We start from the raw sequence: 21,723 nt of genomic DNA, 5'->3' as shown, positions 1-21,723 counted from the left end.
TAAGCGATTGCCGTTTTCACTCCGTTCGTTCCACCGTCGACGCGCTTCCGGCAAGTCCGGCAAGGGGAGGGGCCAGAGGCAAATCAACCATGATGGAAGTGCCGCGCCCTTGCTCGCTGCTGACCAGGAATCGACCTGTGTGGAGTTGAATGATCTCCTTGCAGATCGCAAGCCCCAGGCCGCTTCCAGACAGCTTGGAGGTGCCTTTGAAAAACTTTTCCGTGACATGCGGCAAATCGTTCGGATGGATGCCCTCTCCGCTATCCGTTACGGTGACCGTCAGCCTGTCTTCCGAGGCCGTTGCCGCTACGCATATCGTGCCGCCTTTTGGCGTGAATTTGAAGGCGTTGTCCAGCAGATTGACAAACACTTGCTTCAACCTGTTTGGATCGCCCATGACGATCAGCGGAGAAGCGGGCAGGTCGAGTTGAAAATCGATTTGCTTCTCCTGAGAGCGGATGGCGAATTGCACATGCATATCGTCCAAAATCTCGCGCAAGTCCATCCGTTCGCGGGAAAGCTTCATCTCGCCGGACTGAAACTTGGAAAAGTCGAGCAGTTCTTCTACCAGGCCGATGAGCCGATCCGTTTCCTTGGAGATGACTTCAAGGCCGAGCATCGTTTCCTCCGGCTCCTCCAAGCCGCCAGAAATGAGCGTTTCCCCCCAGCCTTTTATCGAAGTGAGCGGCGTGCGCAGCTCGTGGGAGACGGAGGAGATAAAGTCGTTTTTCAGCTTCTCGTTTTTGCCGATCTCCGCTGCCATGTAGTTGAATGTATCGGCGAGCGTTCCTACCTCGTCATCGTAGCGTTTGGGGGCGCGGGCGGTGAAATTGCCCTCGGCCATTTGCTTCGCGGCGTTGGTCAGCTCTTCGATCGGGTCGACGATTCGTTTTGCCATGAGCAGGCTGAGAGCAAAAGCCAGCAAAACTACGCCCGCCCCAACACTCAGCCCGTAGAGGGCAATGCGATTAACCGCCTGATATAAAGGCTCGGCGGAGATCGTGTAGCGCAGCACGCCGACGTATTCAGAAGCAAAGGTAAGCGGATTGGAGATGGCAATTACCCGCTCGCGGGATTGCGGGCTTCTGCCGACAAACAGTCCTTTTTGCCCGCGAATGGCATCTGTGACGTCGGAAGTCTGGATCAGCTCTCCTGTCTGGAACCCGTAAGAGTTGAGGATGACTTTGCCATTCAGGTCGAGAACCTCGATTTTGGCATACTCTTGACTGGATATGTTCTCCAAAATATAACGAGCTTTATCCTTTAGGCGGTAGCCGGTAGCGTATTTGTTGATAAAATTGGTGAATGTCGTGCTGCGTGTTTCCAATGCTTCGGTCGCTGTCCCGAAGTAGTAAGTGTGGACAGCCCAATAAAACAGGCCTTCCAGCAACAACACAATCAAAAGCAGGATCATGCCGAAGTAGAGGACAAGCCTGCTTTTAATTCCTTTCATGAGGAGCATCCTTTCGCCACAGGTACCCGTATCCCCAAACCGTTTCCAGGAAAGTCGGGTGAGCAGGATCATCCTCAATTTTTTGCCGGATTCTCCGCATGTTCACGTCGACGATCTTCAAGTCGCCGACGAAAAACTGGCCCCAGACGTTGGTCAAAATCTCATCGCGGCTGATTGCTTTGTTCGCGTTCTCGGCCAACAGCTTGATAATCGCGAACTCTTTCGGGGTCAGGACAATTTCCTGGTCCTTTTTCGTCAGCTTCCGCTCATCGAGCAGCAAGGTGAACGGGGCAATATCAATGACGTTTTTGTCTTCAACAGCTGCGGGAACAGGAGCGAGCCTGCGGTGCAGCGCCTTGACGCGAGCCAACAGCTCTGCGGGACTGAACGGCTTGGACACATAGTCGTCGGCGCCGAACTCCAGCCCCATTACTTTGTCCAGCTCCTGACTTTTGGCGGTGAGCATGATGATGCCCAGGCGCGGATATTTTTTGCGCAGATGCCCGCATACTTCAAAGCCGTCGATGCCAGGCAGCATGACGTCGAGAATGGCAATCTCGATATCGGTATTGGCGTCTGCGATCTCCAGTGCTTCTTCTCCGGTGGCTGCCTCGATGACTTCCCAGCCTTCGCGTTTCAGATTGATGCGCACAAAATCGCGGATCGATTTTTCATCTTCCAGCAATAAAACCTTCATAAGGCAAATCCCCTTGATCTGATTTCGACTTTTTCAGCTATCCATAGACGATGGACGGGTAAACAGCGCTGGCCTTTATCACGGAATGGATAAAGGCTTGTAGAGCTGGCGTATTTCGTCGGCAGTGAGCTGCATGGCACGGTACTCCTGCATGGCAGACTTGCCGAGGTTAGGTGCTGCTTGCGGCAGAATCGCGATCAAAACTTGCTTGCCCTCTTCTTTCAGCAGGACGTAAGGAACTTGCTTCTGCTTGAGTCCGTTCTCGAATTTGCTCCACTCGGTTTGCGGAACGCTTTGGAGAGTCAAAAGCTCGGCTTTATTTTTCCCGTTTTCTCCGTAGTAGAAAAAGCGCATCGTGAACGAATTGGAGCTGGGGAGGGTCGCGAGTGAGTATTTGTCCCGCCATTTATCGGGAATTTTCAGATCGATGCCCTGGGCAAAGTTCTGGTAGTGATCCTCCACGTGTTTCAGCCCCGTTTTTCCATCCCATTGAAAGTAGGAGGAGATCCAAGGAATTTCGGCCATCGCCATATCTTCCGTCCCAAGCGGCTGAATCATCGTGCCGACCTCAATAATTCCATCCCCGTTAATATCCTCACTGTACAAAGAATAAGCCTTGAAGGTCAAATCCATTTCTCCCTCTACTTTAGCCAGCGGATTGCGCAGCTCGCCATTTTCCCAGAGCAGCAGGTCGGTGGCAGAGGAATGTGCGCCGACACCCGATTCGATAAACAGCGCATTGCGCGTAGGCGATGCTTTGCCGATAATCGCCTGTTCGTATCCGTTTACGTAGCCGTCGAGCGCGATCTCAGTCAGTTTGGTAATTTTCCCGTCTTTTGCGCCGAACAGCTCTGCTTTGGAGGTGAAGTTGGTGTGATCGTGCATGACCAGGGCAAGCTCGGGTTGTTGATCTCCGTTCAGGTCGCCAACCGCCATTACCGAATACGACTGCTTCATCAGTTCCCGGGTCTTGTCATCGGCGATCGAAAAGACGGACAGTTCTTTGTTCAAGCCGTCACCGCCGCCCAGTCCTATCAGCATCTCCGGGATATGGTCGCCAGTCAGGTCGTTGAACGAAACGTAGTCCAGCTCATTGCCGATCCCGGTAAAAGAAGTCAGCTTTTGCCAGTTTCCCTGCTTTTGGGTCAGCACCAGCACGCCGATCTCGTAGTCGGTTTTATCTGACTTGTAAAACGCGACAACCTCGGGAGCCCCGTCTCCGTTCAAGTCTTGCAGGGAGACAGCGCTTGCTTCCGCAGGGTGCAGCGGGACCGCCAGTTGAGAACCGGCAGGCAAAAATTGCATGACGGCCTGATTGATCGATTTCTGGTCGCCGTCAGCCGAAGGGGCGCGCATCAATTCATTTGGAGTATCTGTCAGGCCGCAACCGCTCAACAAGGCAGCGCAGAATGCCGCAGACAAGAGCCAAGCCTTTTTCATTGTGATTGTTCCTTTCTGTAGCTGCTTCACATTTGACTCTATTGTAGCTTGCCGCTTCTGTAAAGTTGTTGCAAATCGGTAAAAACGAGCAAGAAAACTTAGGAATTATTTACTAGCAACATTTACCCTGTCCCCCTCGTTAGAGATGTATAGAGGGAAGGAAATACACGGGTGTAATAATCTGGCAAGAAATAGCATGCCCATTTACAGAGGAGGAGAACAATTATGAAACGATGGCAAAAGGCAATGGCAGCGATCGCATGTAGCGGCGCGATTCTCATCGCATCAGGAGTGGGAGCCGATCCGGTTCATGCGAGCACTTTCCAGACGCAGGCATATGCTCCGGTAGTCCTGCTCCAGCCTGGGCAAGATATCCCGTTTTCCGTTCAGTTTACCGCTGGATTTCAGGCGAAGGTGACCAACTTGCGCACAAAAGCGGTCACGACAATTGATTTGTCCGCGAACAAGACGAAGTATATGGACAAAGGGATTTATCAAGCGGACGGAAAGCTGTTGAGGACGATGGACGGGTTTACGCAAAAGCTGGTTGAACTCGTGCCTTTCCGCGACGCCAAAGGCAACCTGCGCTGGATGGGCAAACAGATTATGTGGGGATTCAACAACGAGGATTATGTTGCAGTGGCGACCAGCGTGTGGAATGTCGTTGACAACAAGCCGCAACTGCTGTCACTGACGGTGGAAAAAGCGGACGAAGACAACTTGCCATCGCAGGAAGTCTCGATTAATAGCGGTTTTAGCATGCGGGGCGACAGTACATATGTACTGGATACCAAGTATGCCGATGTAACGGGCGATGGGGTAAAAGACCAGATTCTTTTGATCGGAGACAAAATGGGCTTCTCCATGAACCAGACAGCGAAAAATTTGCGGCTGGTCGTGCGGGAAGGAAAAGATCATCAACAGACGATCATCCCCGTGGGCAAACGCGATCAAGGATTGCTGCCAAAATTGGCGATCGCGGATGGCAATCAGGATCAGGTGAAGGACATTTTGGTTACCATGCCTACGGCTGCAGGCAATGTGTACAGTCAGATCACCTGGAAAGAGAACCGTCCTCGTCCGGTTGTGGAGCAGGATCAGTTGAACAATCGCACTGTATACCAGCCGGTAATGGGCGTGCATGGAGAAGCTGTTGCGATGAAAAGACTGCGCTAAAGCGACTGGCGCAAGGAGAAGAGCAAATCCTCTTCTCCTTGCTTGTTCATGAGCCTTGACAAAAAAAGGAACCAGGCATACAATAGAAATCGAGGGATTTGCTCGCACGTTGTGTACGACTAAATCCACATGAAATTAAGGCATTCTGTGCGTAGCTCAGTTTTTGATCTATGAACAGAGTGTCTTAATTTGTTTTGGGCATAAAAGCGCCGGATTGTGGATAGGGTAGGAACAGGTCGCACGTTGTGTACGACCGAAAAGAGGAGTTCGCACGTTGGGTGCGTTCTCCTCTTTTTATTTATACTCCCATGTGATGATCTTGGATTTCAGGTGCCTGGTGTAAAGAGCGAAGAGGGTCTCCTGGTGCCGTTTGCGCGGAGGAAAGCCGTAGATCGCCCGAAAATAAACGGAAGTGATGAAGTTGATCATGTCGGCAAGCTGGATCAGGTTTGCGTTTGTATCATGCGACAATTTGATTTGAAGGTCCGGGTACACCCGGCGATTTGCCGGGTTTCGCAAGGCGTCACGAAAATGGTTGAGTTCGCTAGGCTTGCCGTCGTCACAGATGATGAAGGCGTAAGAATCGGAATGACTCATCTCGTTTGAGAGGCACTTCACGAGTTCCGTATACGCATGAAGGTGCATCCGGTTATGATTCGTCTCTTTTGCCTTGGCCTGATAAAGCGGCTTGTTGACAAGGGCCGCCACCACTTTTACCTCGGCAGCTTTCACCAGAGACAGCAATTCATCAACGACCCGGAAGCGTTGTGCATCTGACAAATTATAGTAAAAATTTTCGCCATCAATAAACGCTTTTCCGTGTATCTCGAACTTTTTGAAGAAATCGATGTGCGGAAATTGCTCGGCGGGTATCCCGTGGATGGCTGCTTTTATATCTTTTTCCAGGTTGTCTTTTATTTTCTGCACTTCACGGTGCAAGTGGATTTGGTGATGGATCGGAACAAGTACGCCTGCATAGCAGAGTACCGGCTGGTTTTTCATATCGTTGAAGCCGTTGTTTCCTGACTCATCCGTGTAAAACCCGTATAAAGTCACATTTGCTCCTACTTTCGACTGCGACATAGTTCGATTATACCAAATAAAGGAACAGAAAGAGGACGTGTTTTGGACCGTGGTGAGTTCGTTAAATCGTAATTATTTCGTTTTGTGTTGACATGACGACTTCAGTTGGTTTAGTATGATTCATAAATCGTAATGATTACGTTTTGTTAAACAAACAGACAAAGGAGAGCAACTGATGAACGATACAAGAATCCCGGTAACAGTGTTGAGCGGCTACTTGGGAGCAGGGAAGACGACATTGCTCAATCACGTTTTGAACAACCGGGACGGATTGCGCGTCGCCATCATTGTCAACGACCTTAGCGAAGTGAATATGGATGGAGCTTTGGTAGCGCAAGGGGGAGGCATTTCCCGCGTAGATGAAAAGGTCGTGGAGATGTCGAACGGCTGCATTTGCTGCACTTTGCGGGAAGATTTGCTGACAGAAGTGGAGCGGTTGGCGCTCGAAGGACGGTATGACTACATACTGATCGAATCGACAGGGATCGGCGAGCCTGTTCCGGTCGCGCAAACGTTCACATATGTTGATGAGGAGAACGGGATTAATTTGTCGCTGTTGACCCGGTTGGACACGATGGTGACAGTGGTGGATGCCTACCGTTTCTGGCATGACTTTTCCTCGGGGGAAAGCTTGTTGGACAGGGATCAGGCTGTGGGCGAGGACGATACGCGAGAAGTGGTCGATTTGCTGGTGGATCAGATTGAGTTTTGCGACGTGCTGATCTTGAACAAGTGCGATCGCGTAGCTCCCGAGGATTTGGAGCAGTTGGAAGCTGTGCTGAGAAAATTGCAGCCAAAGGCGCGCTTGATTCGCTCCGTACGCGGTCAGGTCGATCCACACGAGATTTTGAATACAGGCTTGTTTGATTTCGAAGCTGCCAGCCAATCGGCGGGCTGGATTGCGGAGCTGCAAAAAGAGGAGCACACCCCGGAGACTGACGAGTACGGGATTTCTTCATTTGTCTACCGCGCGCGCCGACCTTTTCACCCGGAACGATTTGGCGAATGGCTTGCGCAATGGCCGGAAGAGGTCGTGCGAGCCAAAGGTTTTTTCTGGCTGGCAACGCGAAATGATCTGGCGATGACGCTCAGTCAGGCAGGGCCGTCCATTGAAGTGGGAACAGCCGGGTACTGGACGGCAGCGCTGCCGCCAGAGGAACAGCAGGCGGTGCTTGCAGAAGAGACGGATTGGCAGCACAATTGGGACCCGAATCACGGCGACAGGATGACAGAGGTGGTGTTCATCGGCATTGGGCTGGATCAGACAGCGGTGACAGAGCAACTCGATGCCTGTCTCTTGACGGACGAGGAATACGAGTCGGACTGGGGCATGCTCCCTGATCCGTTGCCTACAGCCAGCACCGTCGTAGAGATGTCGATGTAAAAGGATAAAGGAGGAGCGTCACATGCGCGTAAACATTACTTTGCAGTGTACGGAAACAGGAGATCGGAACTACATCACGACCAAAAACAAAAGAACGCATCCAGAGCGGCTGGAGCTGAAAAAATATTCGCCTCGCCTGAAACGCCATACGCTGCACCGGGAGACGAAGTAAACAAAGCGGTCATGACCGTTTGTTGACCGCAAGCGGCCACATCCCATTTCATGAAAAAAAGCCCTTTCTCATGCTGCGAAAATCAGGTCAGTTCCGGACCGATCCTTCGCAGGCGAGGGAGGGCTTTTTTGCTGAAGGATGGAAGGAAGTTGCAAACAGTGTGAACCAGCCACGGGCCGGACGGTTTCAGCCGTTTTTGCCCAAGGCGTAGACGCGCATGACTTGCTCAGCGGCTTGTTTCAACAGGGAAGCGCCATTCTGCATGGCTTCATCCAGCGTCATCGGCTTGTTGGTGATTCCGATGACAGCGGTAACGCCTTTTTCGTACAAAGCTTCTATGCCTTCCCCGACAGAGCCTGCCAGCACGATGACAGGAATGCCGCATTGCTGTGCGAGCTGTGCTACGCCGCATGGTGTCTTGCCTTGCGCTGTTTGAAAATCGACCTGGCCTTCTCCGCTGATGACGAGATCGGCTCCGTCCATGGCGAGAGCGAGCCGAGTCGTTTCCATGACGATCTGAATCCCGGATTGCAGCTTGCCGCCGAGAAAAGCCAAAAGCGCCCCTGCCACGCCGCCTGCCGCTCCTGTCCCGGGCAGGTCGTGAATGGCGGTGCCAGTCGTTTGTTTGATCACGTCGGCAAAATGCCGCAAATGCTCGTCCAGTGCGAGAACCATTTGCGGGGTGGCGCCTTTTTGCGGGCCAAATACGCGGGAAGCACCGTTATGGCCGACAAACGGATTGTCGACATCGCAGGCGATGACAAATTGGCACGCATCCAGCCGTTTGTCTTTGTCGCTGTCGTCGATATGCGATAGCCGCGAAAGCTCGCCGCCGCCAAAAGCAAGCGGCTGATTGTTTGCATCGAGCAGCCTGTAGCCCAAAGCTTGCAGCATTCCGGCACCGCCATCGTTGGTCGCGCTGCCGCCGAGTCCGAGAATAAAGCGTCGGCACCCGTGATCGAGTCCCGCCAAAATCAGCTGGCCGAAGCCGTATGTAGTAGTGAGCAGCGGATTGCGTTCGTCTTTGGCGATGAGATACAGACCAGATGCTGAGGCAAGCTCGATGACGCAGGTCACGCCGTCGCCAAGAATGCCGAACTGGGCTGCAATCGTGCGTCCGAGCGGGTCCATGGCCTGCGCAGTCAAAACTTTGCCATTGGTGGCATCAACGAGGCACTGCATGGTTCCTTCGCCGCCGTCTGCCATGGGCGAGACGACAACTTCGGCTTGGGGGCAGGCGCGTTGTACCCCTGCGCGAATCGCTTCACCTGCTTGCTTGGCCGTGAGACTTCCTTTGAAAGAATCGGGAGCGATGACGACTTTCATGCGGGACACCCTCCTTTTTTCTTCATGATAAGCCGAAACGACTCGTTAAAGAAACGTCTGCCGATGAAAAAAGCTGCCCCGGCGTCGCGTGACGCGGAGCAGCCTGTTTTTTTGTCGTTACGCATTCTTTTTCATCAACAGCTTTTCTTCCTGTGCGTCCTTGTCGGCAAAAAACCACTTCATCATCGGCGGGGTAACAATCGTCGTCAAAAGAACAACGACGATCAAGACGGCAAACATATCGTCTGTCAGCAGATTGTTTTCCAACCCGATGGCGGCGATAATCAGCGCCACTTCGCCCCGCGATACCATGGCCGCTCCGATTGCCATTGAATTTTTCCAGGGGAACCCGGTCATTTTGGCGCCAAGGGCACCGCCAACGAGCTTGGAGACAATGGCGATGACACTCAGGATGACGATCAGCCACAGATTTTCCACAATACCGGAAAACTGCGCAGTTACCCCGATCGAGGTGAAAAAGACCGGAACGAATACCGCGTAGCTGATCGTTTCCACCTTGTGCGTGACTTCTTCCTTGTACGTGGTCAGGCTGATTGCCACACCAGCGATATAGGAGCCGATGATCGCGGCCACACCTGTGTACTCGGCAAAGTAGGCAAACAGAAAACAAATAATCAGGGCGGCGGAAATGACGGATTCGGTTACTTGCAAAGGCGCGAATTTACGCAGAACCCATGGAACCACTTTCCACGACAGGAGAATGACGACGGCGAAAAACGCGACCTTTTTCAAAACGACCATTCCCAGGTTGACGTCGCCGCCCGCAAAGCTCATCAAAAAGGCGAGGGCCAAAATGACAAGAACGTCGTCAATCACAGCAGCACCCATGATGGTCGCGCCTTCCCTGGATTTTAGCTTGCCCAGTTCTTTCAGCGTTTGGACGGAAATACTCACGCTGGTTGCGGAGAGCAAGAGTCCCAAGAAGACTGATTCGATCGACGATAGTCCCATTGTGATTCCGGCTACATACCCGAGAGCCAGAGGGGCGATGATGCCTGCCACACCTACACTGGTCGAGGATTTGGCGGTGCGCTTGAACTCGTCTATATCGGTTTCCAGACCGGCGATGAACATGAGCAGGATGACCCCGATCTGGCTGATTTCTTTCAAAATTTCCGTGTCAGTGACAAGCCCGAGAACAGTGGGGCCGAGGACGATACCGATGAGCAACTTCCCCAAAACGGACGGCTGTCCCAGGCGCACACTGATGTCTCCGGCGATTTTGGAGGCGATCAAGATGACAGCCAGCTGAAAAATAAGCATGTGGTTTCCCCCTTTATCTTTTTGAAAAAAACAAAAAGAGCCCGTAATCAAGGGGTTTTTCTTTTTGTCCGCTGAAAAAAGACAAAAAGAACCCTATGATGACAGGCTCCTCCATAAACGAAACGAATATTCATTTGCAATACGATTACATTTTAACATAACGGGGAGAAAAAGTAAAGAAACAGTGGCGACCGTATTCATGCCGAGTAGCAAAAGTGCTGCTGCATGCGGGCACATCTGCGTTTGCGAAACACGCCGAGACTTTTCTACAAAAAAAGAAGACCTGACTGTCAGAGGACGGCCAGGTCTTCTTTTATTACTGCCCACTAGCGGACATGTTTATTTCCAGTTAACGAAATCGGACATTTGTGCGAATGCGTCTGCCAAAGCGTGCAAGCTTTCTCCGGTTTGGTAAGCGAAGATAGGCAAACCGACAACGAACAACAAAACTTCTCCGATATATTTGGCGATCATGAGATCTACCTCCTTTTGGATGTGGTTCAAGCCGTGCGATCCAAAAAAAGGGAGCTGTATGTATCCTTGTCGCCATTCGCGTGCTGAATCCGCCGAATGATGCGGAAGCGCAGCGGTTGCCTTGCTGCCATCGGATAAGTTTCAACCGAGCAAGGATTGATGGAGGGTTGATAGCTGTCACTCGTGCTCCAACGAAAAGCCTGCAATTGCGGGTGATCACAACGTCTCAGGCAAAAGCCGGAGGTGAAGCAACCCACAAAGAGGGCGAGCAAGGCGAAGAAATCATCCAGTGAAAACAGCAGCAGCATATCTTCCACGGCGATCCTCCTCCTTTCGTATCCATCATTCTACTCCTGTTCACATATTCCAGCAACCCTAAAAAGCAGGGGGATTGATTCCATTGCCAATGATCCGATTATTTGATTTTGCCGATAGACAGGTTGACGCGATAGTTGCCGAAGGGCAGGAGATCATCCAAAAAGCGGTTGAGGGCGGACTGGTCAGGGACGTTGATTTTCATCGTATAACAGCCTTCTCCGCTGATGCGATGCGCTTCGAGAACTTCGCTGCGGGAGGCGACGAAGCGAGTAAAGCTCGTATGATCGGTCGTTTTCATGAACATGGTGACCATGGCAGTGAGGGACGGAGCCAGCTTTGTTTCATCCACGAGTGTAGTGTAGCCGGTAATAATACCCTGTTCCTCCATGCGGCGAATGCGGTTGCCGACGGCTTGTCCGCTCAAATGCACCTGTTCGCCGATGTCTTTCCACAAAAGGCGGCTGTTTTGGCGCAGCAAGGCCAAAATGGCGAGGTCGGTTTGGTCTGGCATGGAAATCTCCTTTCACGGTGAAAGTGGGGCGCTGTATTTGTTTCGCGGGAAGAGGCGTTTGTTTTTTACAATAAAAGCAAGCTCATTTCTATTATACGATCGGGACTGGAGGACAGTGAAGAGATGCACATTCAACTTGTTAGACACGCCACATTGAAAGTGGCTTACGGCGGCCGCACGTTTTTGATCGACCCGATGTTCAGCGATGCCGGGGAGCTGCCTGCTGTACCGAATACGCCGAATCAGCGGGCAAATCCTTTGGTCGACCTGCCTTTTTCTCTGGAAGAAGTGCTGGCAGGAGTTGACGCGATTGTGATTACCCATACGCATCGCGATCATTTGGACGAAAAAGCGATGAGCCTGTTGCCACGGAATTTACCTGTGTTCTGCCAGCAGCCAGACGAGGAAATGCTGCTGCAACAAGGATTTTCACAGGTTACCGCCATCAAGGACGAACATGAATGGCAAGGGATTCGCCTGAATCGGACAGCCGGGCAGCACGGGACAGGCGAGATCGGAAAAGCGATGGGGCCAGTTTCCGGTTTTGTCCTGCAAGCCCCTGGCGAACCGACCTTGTACATGGCAGGAGATACGATCTGGTGCGACGAGGTAGGGCAGACGATTCAACGGTTCTCGCCAGATGCCATCGTCGTGTTCGCCGGAGCGGCAAGGTTTTTGGCGGGCGATCCGATCACGATGACAAAAGAGGACATAGCATCTGTGGCGGCAGCCGCACCGGATAGTCACGTGCTGGTAGCCCACATGGAGACGTGGAATCACTGCCTGTTGTCGCGCAGCGAGCTTCGCGAGTTTTTGAGCGAGCACAAACTGCAAAAACGCGTCCTTGTGCCGAATGACGGGGAGATCGTTGCACACCTGTGACCTGTGAGGTAAGGTGTGATCGAAAAAAGGAAGCAGCTTCGCTGACTGGCGGAGCTGCTTTTTCGTCTGCGAGCAAATTCGGGCTTGGCCAGCATTTGACAAACGAGTTGTCACGTAATAAACTATTTTTACGTAAATGATTAATGTCATGAGGTGTTGTTGTGGCGCACGAACAGCTGGAAACGTATATCGTCGAAACGCCCGAGCAGGCGATGGCGTTGTTGAATCCGCTCAGGGCCGAGATTTTGAGCCGATTGGCGGAGCCTGCTTCAGCGGCGGAAGTAGCGCGGGGAATCAACGAGATTCCACAGCGGGTGAATTATCACCTGAAAGCTTTGGAAAAGGTCGGGCTGGTCAGGCGCGTAGGCAGTCGGCAGGTCCGCAATCTGGTTGAAGTGCTGTATTTGGCGATAGCTCGCACGTACGTGCTCTCCGAAGGGCTGAACTGGGCTAACGACACCGTGCAGCAGATGAAGGATCAGGGAGCTTTGTCGCACTTGATCCAGACGGCTGAGCGGATCAAGCGGGATGCCCTCGCTTTGCTGGAACGCTCGGATCAGGAAAAAGAAATTCCGAGTGCCACGCTCGATACGAGCATTCGCCTCGCCAACGAGGAGCAGCGGGCAGCTTTTGTCGAGGAATACGTGCAGCTCGTCAATCAGCTCGTCAAAAAGTATCAGACGAAGACAAGTGCACAGGAGACGTATCAGGTCATTCTCGCGGTGTATCCCAAAGAAGGAGGCGAGCCGTCATGAAAGCAGAGGCTTCAGCGCCTGTAAAAGCAAGACCAGTCGTTGTGTGGGAAAGACGGGTCGAACCGAAGGCAGACAACGTCATCATGCTTCCGGCAAACGGCAACAACGTGGAACGGGAAGCAGCAGTGACAGAGTGGACGATCGGTTCGAGCGAACAGCCTGCTGTAATCACCCAGGTGTCATCCGGGTTTGGCAAAAGCAAGGCTGCGGCTGTACCGCCACAGTCCGTGCGCATGAGCATGGCAGCCTAAAAGCCTAAAGGATATAAAGGAGGGTTTGGCATGAATTTGATTCCGGTAGTCGTTGAGCAGACGAGTTATGGCGAGCGTTCGTACGATATTTACTCCCGTCTGCTGAAAGATCGCATTATTTTTCTCGGCAGCGCCATTGATGATCAGGTAGCAAATGCAATTGTGGCCCAGTTGCTGTTTCTTGCGGCAGAGGACCCGAAAAAAGACATTCATTTGTACATCAACTCCCCCGGCGGCTCGGTGACAGCGGGAATGGCGATCATCGACACCATGCAATTCGTGGCGCCCGACGTATCCACCATCTGCACAGGTATGGCTGCTTCGATGGGAGCGATGCTGCTGGTGGCAGGAGCGCCCGGCAAACGCTACGCCCTGCCGAATGCAGAGGTCATGATTCACCAGCCATGGGGCGGCACGCAGGGACAGGCGAGCGATATTAAAATCGCTGCCGAGCGGATCATGAAGCATCGGAATCTGCTTTACTCGATCATTGCCCAGCGTACAGGCAAGTCGGTTGAGCAGATCGAAAAGGATGCCGACCGCGACTACTTCATGTCCGCCGCCGAAGCGCTTGAGTACGGGATCATCGATAAAGTTATTGAAAAGCTGTAAAAGCTTGTAAAACATAGACGCAGAGGCATCTTCGGAACTTAGTTTTCGAGGATGCCTTTTTCGTTTGCCCCTAAACATGCGTATATTTTTTTAGCCTGGTTTAAAGAGGAAAAGGACAGGGAAAGAAAAAGGGTGGTATCCGAGTATTTTCGACATGATCACATTCATTTCGACAAGAGGAGGCACTCTTTTGAAAATCAGAACCAAATTCATTCTAGCTTTCAGCCTGATTTTGGCCGTTATGTTCAGCTCAGGCTCATATATGTACATTCATATGCAACAACTGAAATCTGCCTATGAGGAGATGCTCGACGACGGAGAGTTCCTGACCGATTTGCGCGAGATGCAGTTTACCCTCACAGGTCGAAACAATGACGAGCGCGGCTATGTGCTCACGGGCGATGAAGAGTATCGCAAGGAGTTGAAGGAGAAAGCAGGAAAAATCGAAGCGCTGTTTCAAAAGCTGGACGAGTACGAGGATATTACGGAACAGCAAAAAGCAACGCTGCAAGAAGCGAAGAAACTTTATCAAGGGTACTTGGCCGCAAGCGACAAGGCCGTGGCAGCTTTGGACGAAGGCAGGCGGGAAGAATCGATGGTCTATCATTTTGGATTGGAGCGGCAAGCGCGAAAGAAGCTTGATTCGACGGTAAGCACGCTCATGGAGGATGTTCGCCGGGAAAAAGAAGCCGACGATCAGTTGCTGCGTGAACGGGAAGTCGTGTCCGTCAACATCCAGATTGCTTTTAGTGTCGCAGGAGTTCTTGTTGCTGTCGTCATTGGCGGACTGTTGATTCGGGCGATCATTCGTCCGCTCAATCGCGTTAACGAGCAGTTGGCTGCCATAGCGGATGGGGAAGGCGATCTGACGAAGGAGCTGACGGTGTCCTCCAAAGACGAGATCGGCGAGTTGGCTGCGTCCTTTAACCGGATGCTGGCCAATCTGCGCACGCTCATTTCCCAGATTCGCGGGCACGCCCAGCAAGTAGCGGCTGCGGCAGAGCAGTTGACGGCCAGCTCGGAGCAGACTAGCAAGGCAACCGAGCAAATCGCGGAAACGATCCAGGAAATGGCTACAGGCGCAGATGTGCAGGCGCATCAAGTGGAAGAGGGCGACAAGGAAGTGCAGGAGATGACCACAGGCATCGGACAAATCGCTGCGCGTGCGCAAAATGTCTCGGCTGCGGCACTGAACGCCTCGGAGCTGGCAACGGGAGGAACCCGGACGATTCAGCTTGCGGTAGAACAGATGAACGGCGTCGGTGAAACGATGCAGCAACTGGCTCATGCGGTCAGCGGGCTGGGCAGCCGCTCGGAGCAGATTGGGCAAATTGTCGAGGTGATCACGCAAATCGCAGGTCAAACCAATTTGCTCGCGCTCAATGCGGCCATCGAAGCGGCCCGGGCGGGTGAGCAAGGCAGAGGCTTTGCGGTAGTCGCAGATGAGGTGAGAAAGCTGGCTGAGCAGGCGTCCGCGTCCGCACAGGAAATCACCCAGCTGGTTAGCGCCATACGCGCAGAGACACTTGATGCAGTAACGTCGATGCAAAAAGGCTCGGACGAGGTGGCAGCGGGGATGGAAGGTGTCGCGACGGCGGGCGAAGTCTTTTCGCACATCCGCGATGCCGTTGTCAGTGTGGCAAAAGACGTGGAGAGCGTTTCGGAAGCCTCGCGTACCTTGACAGAGAGCACGGGAAAAGTCGCAGCGTCGATGGAGCTGGTCGCTTCCGTCACGCACACCGCTGTCAGCCGGACTTTGGACGTATCTGCAGCGACAGAACAGCAGCTTGCCTCCATGCAGGAAATTCATTCCTCGGCTGCTTCTCTCGCCAATTTGGCGGAGGATTTGGAGAAGATGATCAGCCGCTTCAAAGCATAAAGGCTAGGATACCAAATGGAATGCTGTCGTGCAGCGAAACACCATGCGCGAAGATGCAAAGCCACTTGCAGGCACGAAAAAACTGCAAGTGGCTTTTTCTTTGCCACATAAAGCGAGAGTGCGGTGATTGCCGGATCAGGCCAGCCGCCACAAGGACAGCTTGCGGTAGACGAGAAAGATCAGCATGTTGCCGAGAGCTGCGACAAGAAAGACTGCCCACGGGCCGATCGACACCGTCATGAAGCCGGAGCCGAAGATAGAGAAGACGATTCCCAGCTTGAAAATCGAGCCGGTAATGCCGCTAATCCGCCCGATCAGATGGGCGGGCGTAGTCTCCTGGCGAAACGTCCAGATACAGACATTTTCAATCGTAGCGATCAGCCCGGTGAGAAACAGGGACAGGCAGAGCAGCCACGTACTGGTGGCGAAGACCATGAGCAGAGAGGAGAAGCCGAGTGACAGAATCGTTACGCCCATCATTTTCCCGAGCGGAAAGCGCCGCCGCAGCGGAGCGACGATGGAGCTGCCGATCAAGCCGCCAAGCCCGGCGACAGACAAGACCAGCCCCAGTGTGGAAGTATCGAGACGCAAATGATCTTTGGCAAAGAAAATGATCATGGCGTCGTACATGCCGGAAGTCGCGTTGAGAAAAATGACGAGCAGCGTGATATGCCAAAGCGGTTTATTGCTCAACAGCTCGGCCCAGCCAGCTTTTAGCTCCTGCCAGAACCCGGCTTTTTGCGCAGCGGGTGGATCGGCTTTTTCCAGGAACGAGATCGCGATGAAAGCGAGCATATAGGCTACGCCTGTGATCAGAAGCCCTGAGTACAGACTGGACAGCAACAAAATAAATCCGGTAATCGCCGGGCCCATAATTTCAATGAACGTGCTCATGAACGAAAAACGGGCATTTGCCGCGGTGAGCAGCGGCGTAGGCACGACTTGCTTGATCATGCTCACCCGCGCATTTTGGAAGCCGTAGTTGAACGCCATCAGAAAAAATCCGGCGATGTAGTAGTGAATGACCTGGGCGTGCCCAGCCGCGGACAAGGCGTACAGTGAAAACAGCAGCACCATTTGCCCGAAGACCATCCATTGCGACCAGCGCTTTTTCGAAAAGCGGTCGACCCATACGCCAATGAACATGGCGAGCAGCAGGTTGGGCAAAAACTCGATGCTTTTCATCGTGGTCATCGCTATGGCTGACTGCGTCATGTCGTACAAAATGAGCGGCAGGGCCAGTTCGTATACTTTGCTGCCGCAAGCAAGCAGTGTGGACGTGCAAAACAAGATGAGAAACGGTCGATTGCGCCAGATCGGCATGAAAATCAAAACCCCCTTTTCGTTCTCCATTGTAGTTGGAAAAAGGGGAAGAAAAAGGGTAGAGTAGTAGCAGAGGCAGTTCCCCTTTTTATAGAAAGAAGTGAGGCAACTTTGCAGATTGTGTATCATTACTTGCGCTTGCGCCAACATTTTGCCAACAGGCAGGTGGGCGAAGCGCAAGCGATTACGCTTCACGAGCTGGCGGAGATTTTGTGCTGTACGGAACGCAACGTCAAAAAAATCATCAAGCAGCTGGTCGAACAAGGCTGGATCGAATGGACGCCGGGCAGAGGGCGGGGAATCGGCTCGCAGCTTGTTTTTTTGCGCAGTGTCGAGCAGATTGTCATGCCGCTCGCCAAAGCCCAGATTGAGCAAGGCGATCTGGAGCGGGCGATGCAGTTGCTGCAAGAGTCCCGGCTTCCTGCCGGGGGCAGGGAACGCTTTTTTGACTGGCTCTCCGGGCAATTCGGCTTTCACAGTCAAATTGTCGAAGAGCGGACATTGGACACGCTGCGCATGTCTTTTTACAGAACGATTCCCCGTCTTGACCCGGCTTTTGTGAACAGACGCACGGAGTCGCACATGGTCAGGCAAATTTTCGATACGCTGATCAGCTACGATGCTAAGGAACATGCCTACAAGCCGCGTTTGGCTCATCAATGGGAGACGAATGCGGCAGGGACGGAGTGGACCTTTTATTTGCGAAAAGGAGTCTTGTTTCATCACGGGCGGGAGTTGACCGCGCAGGATGTAGTTCGGACATTGGAGCGGGTGGCTGATCCGCAGACGGGATCGCCGTATCGCTGGATGCTTGAAGATGTGGAGCGAATGGCGGCTCTTGGCGCCAACGTTTTGCACATCCGGCTAAGACGGCCCAATCGACTGCTGCCTGCCTGTCTCGCTTCGGATCGTCTGTCCATCGTTCCGGTGGACATGGTGCAGCAAAAAGGCGAGGAGTTCAGTCGCTTGCCAGTCGGAAGCGGGCCTTTTCGGCTGGTGACGAATGATGAGCAACAGTTTGTTCTGGAGGCATTTCCCGCTTATTTTCAGGGACGAGCACACTTGGATCGGGTGGAAATCTGGGTAGTGCCGCAATTTGACAAGCGCAGCGAGAAGTTTTTTGCTACGGAAAAAGAAGTCCATTTCCAGACAGCCTGGAGCTTGCCGAAGCCGCTGGGCAGCTGGCAGGAGTTGAAGCAAGTGGAGCGAGGGGCTACTTACCTTGCGTTTAACCTGAATCGGCAAGGCCCGCAGCAAAACCGCGCTTTTCGTCAGGCTGTGGATAGCATCCTCTCGCGCAAGCAGATGATTGCCGAACTGAAAGGAAACCGCTACGGGCGGGCCTACAGCTTTTTTCCGGAAGTTCCGGGGATCGAACCCGCTCTGGCAGCGGGAAGCCGCGAGGAAAAACAGGCTGCCGTAAAGGACAGCGGTTATAGGGGAGAGCGCTTGAAGCTGTATACATACGAAGGCGCGGGCAATGAAAACAACGTCGAGTGGGTGCAGCAACAGCTGATGGAGTATGGTGTCCACGTCGATGTGACGATTGTGCCGATTGAAACGTTGAAAAAGCCGGAGGTATTGCTTCAAGCCGATCTCGTTTTGGCGGGAGAGGTTTTTGATGAGCAGTGGATTTTGGGGATGGTCGAGTTTTTTCGCTCGGACATCAGCTTTGCCCGGAACTTGTGGAATCCGGCCTTGCGCGAGCGGATTGATCGTGAACTGGAGCTTTTGGCGGAGGAACAGGGCGAGGAAGGGCAGCAAAGGAGGCTGCGGCGTATCGAGATGCTACTGGCCGAGCGGTGCGCTCTGCTGTTTTTGTACCATACAAGGCAGCATTCGGTTTACCACTCGGCACTTGCCGGTGTCTCGTTAAATGCGCTGGGCCAAGCCAATTACAAGGACATCTGGTTCAAACAGGCGCATATCGCCACACCAAAATGAAGGAGAGCGCCGAAAACAGAGTCTGTCACGAATGTGGCGATTGCGATAAGATAGGAGTTCAGTGCGAAAAATGGGGGAGAGACGATGAGACGATTCCGATTTGACGAACAGGCTGGGAGAGAGATCGAGCGTTTTGATTCTGTCGGCGCGGTGTTTTCCCGCATTTTGCGTACGAAAGATGCTGTGTCTATCGGCTGTATTCATGTAAAAGCCGGCGGGGTAGTAGGCTATCATCCGGCTGTTTGCCCGCAGCTCTTTCTCGTGGTCAACGGAGAGGGCTGGGTGCGGGGAGAGGATGACGAGCGGATTCCGATTCAGGCGGGCCAGGCGGCTTTTTGGCAGGCGGGCGAGGGTCACGAATCGGGAACAGAGTCTGGGATGACAGCGATCGTGATCGAGGGAGAGGAGCTTGATCCCGACAGCTTCATGACGTTGTTGGAAGCATAATGGTTCACGCCAACTCCACATGCACGAGGAAGATCATCTTGAGAAAGTCGGTGTGAAAAAAGAAATGACGTGGAAGACACATATGCTCCTTGGCGCAATCGCGGGATACTGGGCGTACCCTTCCTGGAAGGGGAGCGTAATTGGTGCCACGATGGCGCTGGTGCCAGATATCGATCAGGCGAGAAGCAAGCTGGGGCATTTCCTGGGCCCTGTGTCCAAAATGCTGCAAAAAGGGCTTGGGCACCGGACGCTGACGCATTCGTGGGTCATTTTGTTGCTTCCGGCTGCTTTTTGGGGCGATTCCCCGGAGGGCTGGGCGGCCTTGTGGGGATTGCTCTCGCACCTGATCAGCGACATGCTGGTGGGGCGTATTCAGCTGTTTTGGCCGCTGCGAATGGGCTGGGTAGGTGTGCGCCTGTCGCGCGCGCTTTATGGAACCGTAGATCGTCTCGTCTTTTATGCGGCGATCGTCTACATCATCTACATGGGATATATGTAAGAAAAAGAACCTTGCCGCACTTCACAGTGGACAAGGTTCTTTTTATTCTCGCAGTTGCGATGCTTATGGCATCATGAATTGTTGGACCAGCTCGGCGTTTTCCGCCATGAATTTTTCTGCTGCGGCTCCTGCCTCTTGTTGGACTTCCATCATTTGCTCATCGGTCATGGTTGCCAGGTTGAGGGCATTGTCAGCTGTCATGGCTGGAATTTCCAGCGCTTTGCCAAATTCTTGCTTGGACTTCATTTTCAGGCTGATACCTTTTGGCATGTCTGGAGTCGCCTGGTCAAAGTTGATTTTCACGCTGGCGTCGGAATCGCGCCCGGCATCTGTAGATGTCTCGGATACAGTGACGTTCCCGCTCAGAGCGATCGGCTCGGAGTATTCGTCTGCCAGAACGACTGCGAAATCGTACTTGCCGTCTACTTTTTTGCCTTCTTTGACGGTTTCAAATGTTGTCGACAGATCAAGCGCTGGCTGCTCGTTCTCTTTTACCAGGAGATTCAGCTTGCCGTTTGTTTTGCCGCTTTGCTCAGTCGCTTTGTACGTGTAGGATACTTCGCCGTTTTTCGGATCTTCCGGGTTGTGGATGGCGAAGCGATAGTAGCTGTCCGCGCCTTTTTGGTAAGCGGTGCTTGAGAAGAACAGGTTTTCCTGTTTGTTGTCTTCCCCAGTAAACATCAGTTTGCGGGACAAGATTTGGTGATCGCCGTCTACGAGCACGACCATTTTCACTTGTTCCTTGCTCGCTGTAGAGCTGTCGCTAATGTCTTTCAGCAAGTCATCGAAGCCTTGATCGTAGTCTTTCTTGAACTCTTCTTTGGAAACTTCATCTACCACATAACCGCTGTCAGCCATCAAGGTAGCGACGTTGTGGTAGCGGGTGTAGATCAGATCAAACAGCTTCGTGTCCGCTTTCGCTTTTTCTGCCAGCTTGGTTGCGAGCGCTTTTGCCTCTTCTTCGGTAAAGGTCACAGTGATTTCACGAGCGCTTTCCTTGAAGCCTTCTTCCGAGAAGGAAGCATCCTTGTTGATTGCTACTTGCGTGTCCTTGATCGAATCTGCGTACAGCAAAGCATACGGAGTCAGCACGCTTTTCACTTCATCCTGGTTGAAGCGGACTGCTTCCATCAGTTCGCGATAGGTGAGGAAACGCTTAGGCATCTCTTGACCGTATTTTTGCTTGAGGGCATCGCGGTCTTTCAAGTCCATGTAGCCGTATTTCGAGTAAAAATCAGGCAGACGGAAGCCAAACTGCGAGTCGTTCATGAAGTACTCAATCGTAGCCAGCTTCTTGTCTTTCAGATGAACTTCGAGATTCCCTTGCTGCTGGTGCTTTTGCTCGTCGATGTTGCTTTGCATGACGACTTTCGCGCTCTTCAGCAGATCGAGAATTTTTTGTGCTTGCGGGTCTGGGATTGTAGCATCTATCGCAATATCAGACAGTTCGGTTGTGGAGTGCACAGGCTTTTCCAGATATGGCTTCATGTACTCTTCGTATTCCCCATAAGCCTTGGAAACGTTGGACGAGAACTTCATCATGCTCTCCGCTTCCGATTGCAGGTAGATCGTTTTTGCGCTTTTGAACAAGTCGAATTTGGCGTAGGCCGTTCCGAGCCCGCCCAAAATAACGACAGCAGCTGCTCCCGCAATCAGCAGCGGTTTTTTGGAGCTTTTGCGTGGCGGGTTCACGTTTGTAGTGGTTTCCATGAGTTCCTCCCCTTTGTAACACTCTCTCTTTTTTTTGCGTACGAACTGTAAATGGTTTTTCGCACTCGATTTTGTATTGTACCATAAGGGGGAAGGATGAAAG

The 21,723-nt window shown here is 52.7% G+C and carries 22 protein-coding genes; 11 read left to right on the top strand and 11 right to left on the bottom strand.

Going from position 1 to position 21,723, the window contains the following annotated elements:
* Window positions 1–16: 16 nt before the first annotated feature.
* The 3 genes from IRJ17_RS02030 to IRJ17_RS02020 form a co-directional block, all read right to left on the bottom strand.
* Complete coding sequence (locus IRJ17_RS02030) at window positions 17–1,453, bottom strand: ATP-binding protein (protein ID WP_122966643.1); 1,437 nt, start codon at window positions 1,451–1,453, stop codon at window positions 17–19.
* A complete protein-coding gene (locus IRJ17_RS02025; protein ID WP_122966642.1) occupies window positions 1,440–2,150 on the bottom strand; it encodes a response regulator transcription factor in 711 nt (236 codons plus the stop codon). Before IRJ17_RS02025 ends, IRJ17_RS02030 begins: the two co-directional genes overlap by 14 nt.
* Before the next feature lie 78 nt (window positions 2,151–2,228).
* The gene (locus IRJ17_RS02020) at window positions 2,229–3,590 is read right to left on the bottom strand and encodes a VCBS repeat-containing protein (RefSeq protein WP_173599926.1); all 1,362 of its coding nucleotides are present in this window, start codon (window positions 3,588–3,590) and stop codon (window positions 2,229–2,231) included.
* A 225-nt stretch (window positions 3,591–3,815) separates the two neighbouring features.
* Here IRJ17_RS02020 and IRJ17_RS02015 point away from each other — a divergent pair, with 225 nt between their 5' ends.
* Window positions 3,816–4,766, top strand: a complete 951-nt coding sequence (locus IRJ17_RS02015; protein WP_173599925.1) for a hypothetical protein — start codon at window positions 3,816–3,818, stop codon at window positions 4,764–4,766.
* Between the two features lie 294 nt (window positions 4,767–5,060).
* Here IRJ17_RS02015 and IRJ17_RS02010 read toward each other — a convergent pair whose 3' ends face one another.
* Window positions 5,061–5,849 carry a DUF3800 domain-containing protein gene (locus tag IRJ17_RS02010; protein WP_217365821.1) on the bottom strand — a complete coding sequence of 263 codons (789 nt, stop codon included), beginning with the start codon at window positions 5,847–5,849 and terminating at the stop codon, window positions 5,061–5,063.
* Window positions 5,850–6,024: 175 nt separating this feature from the next.
* Between IRJ17_RS02010 and IRJ17_RS02005 the strand changes: the two genes are divergently transcribed.
* Window positions 6,025–7,233, top strand: a complete 1,209-nt coding sequence (locus IRJ17_RS02005) for a GTP-binding protein (protein ID WP_173599924.1) — start codon at window positions 6,025–6,027, stop codon at window positions 7,231–7,233.
* A 22-nt stretch (window positions 7,234–7,255) separates the two neighbouring features.
* Complete coding sequence (gene rpmG, locus IRJ17_RS02000; protein ID WP_063229390.1) at window positions 7,256–7,405, top strand: 50S ribosomal protein L33; 150 nt, start codon at window positions 7,256–7,258, stop codon at window positions 7,403–7,405.
* Window positions 7,406–7,591: 186 nt separating this feature from the next.
* On the opposite strand, the gene IRJ17_RS01995 is transcribed toward rpmG, so the two are convergent.
* The 5 genes from IRJ17_RS01995 to IRJ17_RS01980 all read right to left on the bottom strand — a co-directional run bounded on the left by IRJ17_RS01995 (window position 7,592) and on the right by IRJ17_RS01980 (window position 11,318).
* Entirely contained in the window at window positions 7,592–8,731 is a 1,140-nt protein-coding gene (locus tag IRJ17_RS01995) for a glycerate kinase (RefSeq protein ID WP_242772982.1), read from the bottom strand.
* A 117-nt stretch (window positions 8,732–8,848) separates the two neighbouring features.
* Window positions 8,849–10,015, bottom strand: coding sequence for a cation:proton antiporter (locus IRJ17_RS01990; RefSeq protein WP_242772979.1), 1,167 nt, complete (start codon window positions 10,013–10,015; stop codon window positions 8,849–8,851).
* Between the two features lie 339 nt (window positions 10,016–10,354).
* Window positions 10,355–10,489, bottom strand: coding sequence for a hypothetical protein (locus IRJ17_RS28095; RefSeq protein ID WP_255679197.1), 135 nt, complete (start codon window positions 10,487–10,489; stop codon window positions 10,355–10,357).
* Window positions 10,490–10,515: 26 nt separating this feature from the next.
* Window positions 10,516–10,797 carry a hypothetical protein gene (locus IRJ17_RS01985; protein WP_217365341.1) on the bottom strand — a complete coding sequence of 94 codons (282 nt, stop codon included), beginning with the start codon at window positions 10,795–10,797 and terminating at the stop codon, window positions 10,516–10,518.
* A gap of 107 nt (window positions 10,798–10,904) precedes the next feature.
* A complete protein-coding gene (locus IRJ17_RS01980) occupies window positions 10,905–11,318 on the bottom strand; it encodes an Lrp/AsnC family transcriptional regulator (protein WP_122966634.1) in 414 nt (137 codons plus the stop codon).
* 123 nt (window positions 11,319–11,441) lie between these two features.
* On the opposite strand from IRJ17_RS01980, the gene IRJ17_RS01975 reads away from it, so the two are divergent.
* The 5 genes from IRJ17_RS01975 to IRJ17_RS01955 all read left to right on the top strand — a co-directional run bounded on the left by IRJ17_RS01975 (window position 11,442) and on the right by IRJ17_RS01955 (window position 15,697).
* Window positions 11,442–12,200 (top strand): MBL fold metallo-hydrolase, encoded by a 759-nt coding sequence (locus IRJ17_RS01975; protein ID WP_242772976.1) that lies wholly within the window; start codon window positions 11,442–11,444, stop codon window positions 12,198–12,200.
* Window positions 12,201–12,361: 161 nt separating this feature from the next.
* Complete coding sequence (locus IRJ17_RS01970; RefSeq protein ID WP_242772966.1) at window positions 12,362–12,955, top strand: winged helix-turn-helix domain-containing protein; 594 nt, start codon at window positions 12,362–12,364, stop codon at window positions 12,953–12,955.
* A complete protein-coding gene (locus IRJ17_RS01965; protein ID WP_173597974.1) occupies window positions 12,952–13,206 on the top strand; it encodes a hypothetical protein in 255 nt (84 codons plus the stop codon). The genes IRJ17_RS01970 and IRJ17_RS01965 overlap by 4 nt, the downstream gene beginning before the upstream one ends.
* Before the next feature lie 30 nt (window positions 13,207–13,236).
* Window positions 13,237–13,818 (top strand): ATP-dependent Clp endopeptidase proteolytic subunit ClpP, encoded by a 582-nt coding sequence (gene clpP / locus IRJ17_RS01960; protein WP_122966630.1) that lies wholly within the window; start codon window positions 13,237–13,239, stop codon window positions 13,816–13,818.
* A 190-nt stretch (window positions 13,819–14,008) separates the two neighbouring features.
* The gene (locus IRJ17_RS01955) at window positions 14,009–15,697 is read left to right on the top strand and encodes a methyl-accepting chemotaxis protein (protein ID WP_242772964.1); all 1,689 of its coding nucleotides are present in this window, start codon (window positions 14,009–14,011) and stop codon (window positions 15,695–15,697) included.
* A gap of 135 nt (window positions 15,698–15,832) precedes the next feature.
* Here IRJ17_RS01955 and IRJ17_RS01950 read toward each other — a convergent pair whose 3' ends face one another.
* Complete coding sequence (locus tag IRJ17_RS01950) at window positions 15,833–17,020, bottom strand: MFS transporter (protein WP_242772962.1); 1,188 nt, start codon at window positions 17,018–17,020, stop codon at window positions 15,833–15,835.
* Between the two features lie 120 nt (window positions 17,021–17,140).
* Here IRJ17_RS01950 and IRJ17_RS01945 point away from each other — a divergent pair, with 120 nt between their 5' ends.
* From IRJ17_RS01945 to IRJ17_RS01935, 3 genes are all read left to right on the top strand, one after another.
* Entirely contained in the window at window positions 17,141–18,964 is a 1,824-nt protein-coding gene (locus IRJ17_RS01945) for an SgrR family transcriptional regulator (RefSeq protein WP_242775195.1), read from the top strand.
* Between the two features lie 84 nt (window positions 18,965–19,048).
* Entirely contained in the window at window positions 19,049–19,411 is a 363-nt protein-coding gene (locus IRJ17_RS01940) for a cupin domain-containing protein (RefSeq protein ID WP_122966626.1), read from the top strand.
* A 52-nt stretch (window positions 19,412–19,463) separates the two neighbouring features.
* A complete protein-coding gene (locus IRJ17_RS01935; RefSeq protein ID WP_229049798.1) occupies window positions 19,464–19,910 on the top strand; it encodes a metal-dependent hydrolase in 447 nt (148 codons plus the stop codon).
* Window positions 19,911–19,973: 63 nt separating this feature from the next.
* Here IRJ17_RS01935 and IRJ17_RS01930 read toward each other — a convergent pair whose 3' ends face one another.
* Window positions 19,974–21,620, bottom strand: coding sequence for a DUF6583 family protein (locus IRJ17_RS01930; protein WP_122966625.1), 1,647 nt, complete (start codon window positions 21,618–21,620; stop codon window positions 19,974–19,976).
* Window positions 21,621–21,723 lie beyond the last annotated feature (103 nt).

The organism is Brevibacillus parabrevis, assembly GCF_022701015.1.
Lineage (GTDB): Bacteria > Bacillota > Bacilli > Brevibacillales > Brevibacillaceae > Brevibacillus > Brevibacillus parabrevis.
Note: the sequence above shows the minus strand (reverse complement) of the source record. Positions and strands in the feature narration are given on the sequence as shown.

What these genes read in the sequence shown, in the direction of transcription:
- IRJ17_RS01940 (WP_122966626.1), top strand. Translation starts at nt 19,049, where the DNA reads ATGAGACGATTCCGATTTGACGAACAGGCTGGGAGAGAGATCGAGCGT.
- IRJ17_RS02020 (WP_173599926.1), bottom strand. Translation starts at nt 3,590, where the DNA reads ATGAAAAAGGCTTGGCTCTTGTCTGCGGCATTCTGCGCTGCCTTGTTG.
- IRJ17_RS01965 (WP_173597974.1), top strand. Translation starts at nt 12,952, where the DNA reads ATGAAAGCAGAGGCTTCAGCGCCTGTAAAAGCAAGACCAGTCGTTGTG.
- rpmG (WP_063229390.1), top strand. Translation starts at nt 7,256, where the DNA reads ATGCGCGTAAACATTACTTTGCAGTGTACGGAAACAGGAGATCGGAAC.
- IRJ17_RS01990 (WP_242772979.1), bottom strand. Translation starts at nt 10,015, where the DNA reads ATGCTTATTTTTCAGCTGGCTGTCATCTTGATCGCCTCCAAAATCGCC.
- IRJ17_RS01930 (WP_122966625.1), bottom strand. Translation starts at nt 21,620, where the DNA reads ATGGAAACCACTACAAACGTGAACCCGCCACGCAAAAGCTCCAAAAAA.
- clpP (WP_122966630.1), top strand. Translation starts at nt 13,237, where the DNA reads ATGAATTTGATTCCGGTAGTCGTTGAGCAGACGAGTTATGGCGAGCGT.
- IRJ17_RS01995 (WP_242772982.1), bottom strand. Translation starts at nt 8,731, where the DNA reads ATGAAAGTCGTCATCGCTCCCGATTCTTTCAAAGGAAGTCTCACGGCC.
- IRJ17_RS01980 (WP_122966634.1), bottom strand. Translation starts at nt 11,318, where the DNA reads ATGCCAGACCAAACCGACCTCGCCATTTTGGCCTTGCTGCGCCAAAAC.
- IRJ17_RS01950 (WP_242772962.1), bottom strand. Translation starts at nt 17,020, where the DNA reads ATGCCGATCTGGCGCAATCGACCGTTTCTCATCTTGTTTTGCACGTCC.
- IRJ17_RS02015 (WP_173599925.1), top strand. Translation starts at nt 3,816, where the DNA reads ATGAAACGATGGCAAAAGGCAATGGCAGCGATCGCATGTAGCGGCGCG.
- IRJ17_RS02025 (WP_122966642.1), bottom strand. Translation starts at nt 2,150, where the DNA reads ATGAAGGTTTTATTGCTGGAAGATGAAAAATCGATCCGCGATTTTGTG.
- IRJ17_RS28095 (WP_255679197.1), bottom strand. Translation starts at nt 10,489, where the DNA reads ATGATCGCCAAATATATCGGAGAAGTTTTGTTGTTCGTTGTCGGTTTG.
- IRJ17_RS02010 (WP_217365821.1), bottom strand. Translation starts at nt 5,849, where the DNA reads ATGTCGCAGTCGAAAGTAGGAGCAAATGTGACTTTATACGGGTTTTAC.
- IRJ17_RS01975 (WP_242772976.1), top strand. Translation starts at nt 11,442, where the DNA reads ATGCACATTCAACTTGTTAGACACGCCACATTGAAAGTGGCTTACGGC.
- IRJ17_RS02005 (WP_173599924.1), top strand. Translation starts at nt 6,025, where the DNA reads ATGAACGATACAAGAATCCCGGTAACAGTGTTGAGCGGCTACTTGGGA.
- IRJ17_RS02030 (WP_122966643.1), bottom strand. Translation starts at nt 1,453, where the DNA reads ATGAAAGGAATTAAAAGCAGGCTTGTCCTCTACTTCGGCATGATCCTG.
- IRJ17_RS01985 (WP_217365341.1), bottom strand. Translation starts at nt 10,797, where the DNA reads ATGCTGCTGCTGTTTTCACTGGATGATTTCTTCGCCTTGCTCGCCCTC.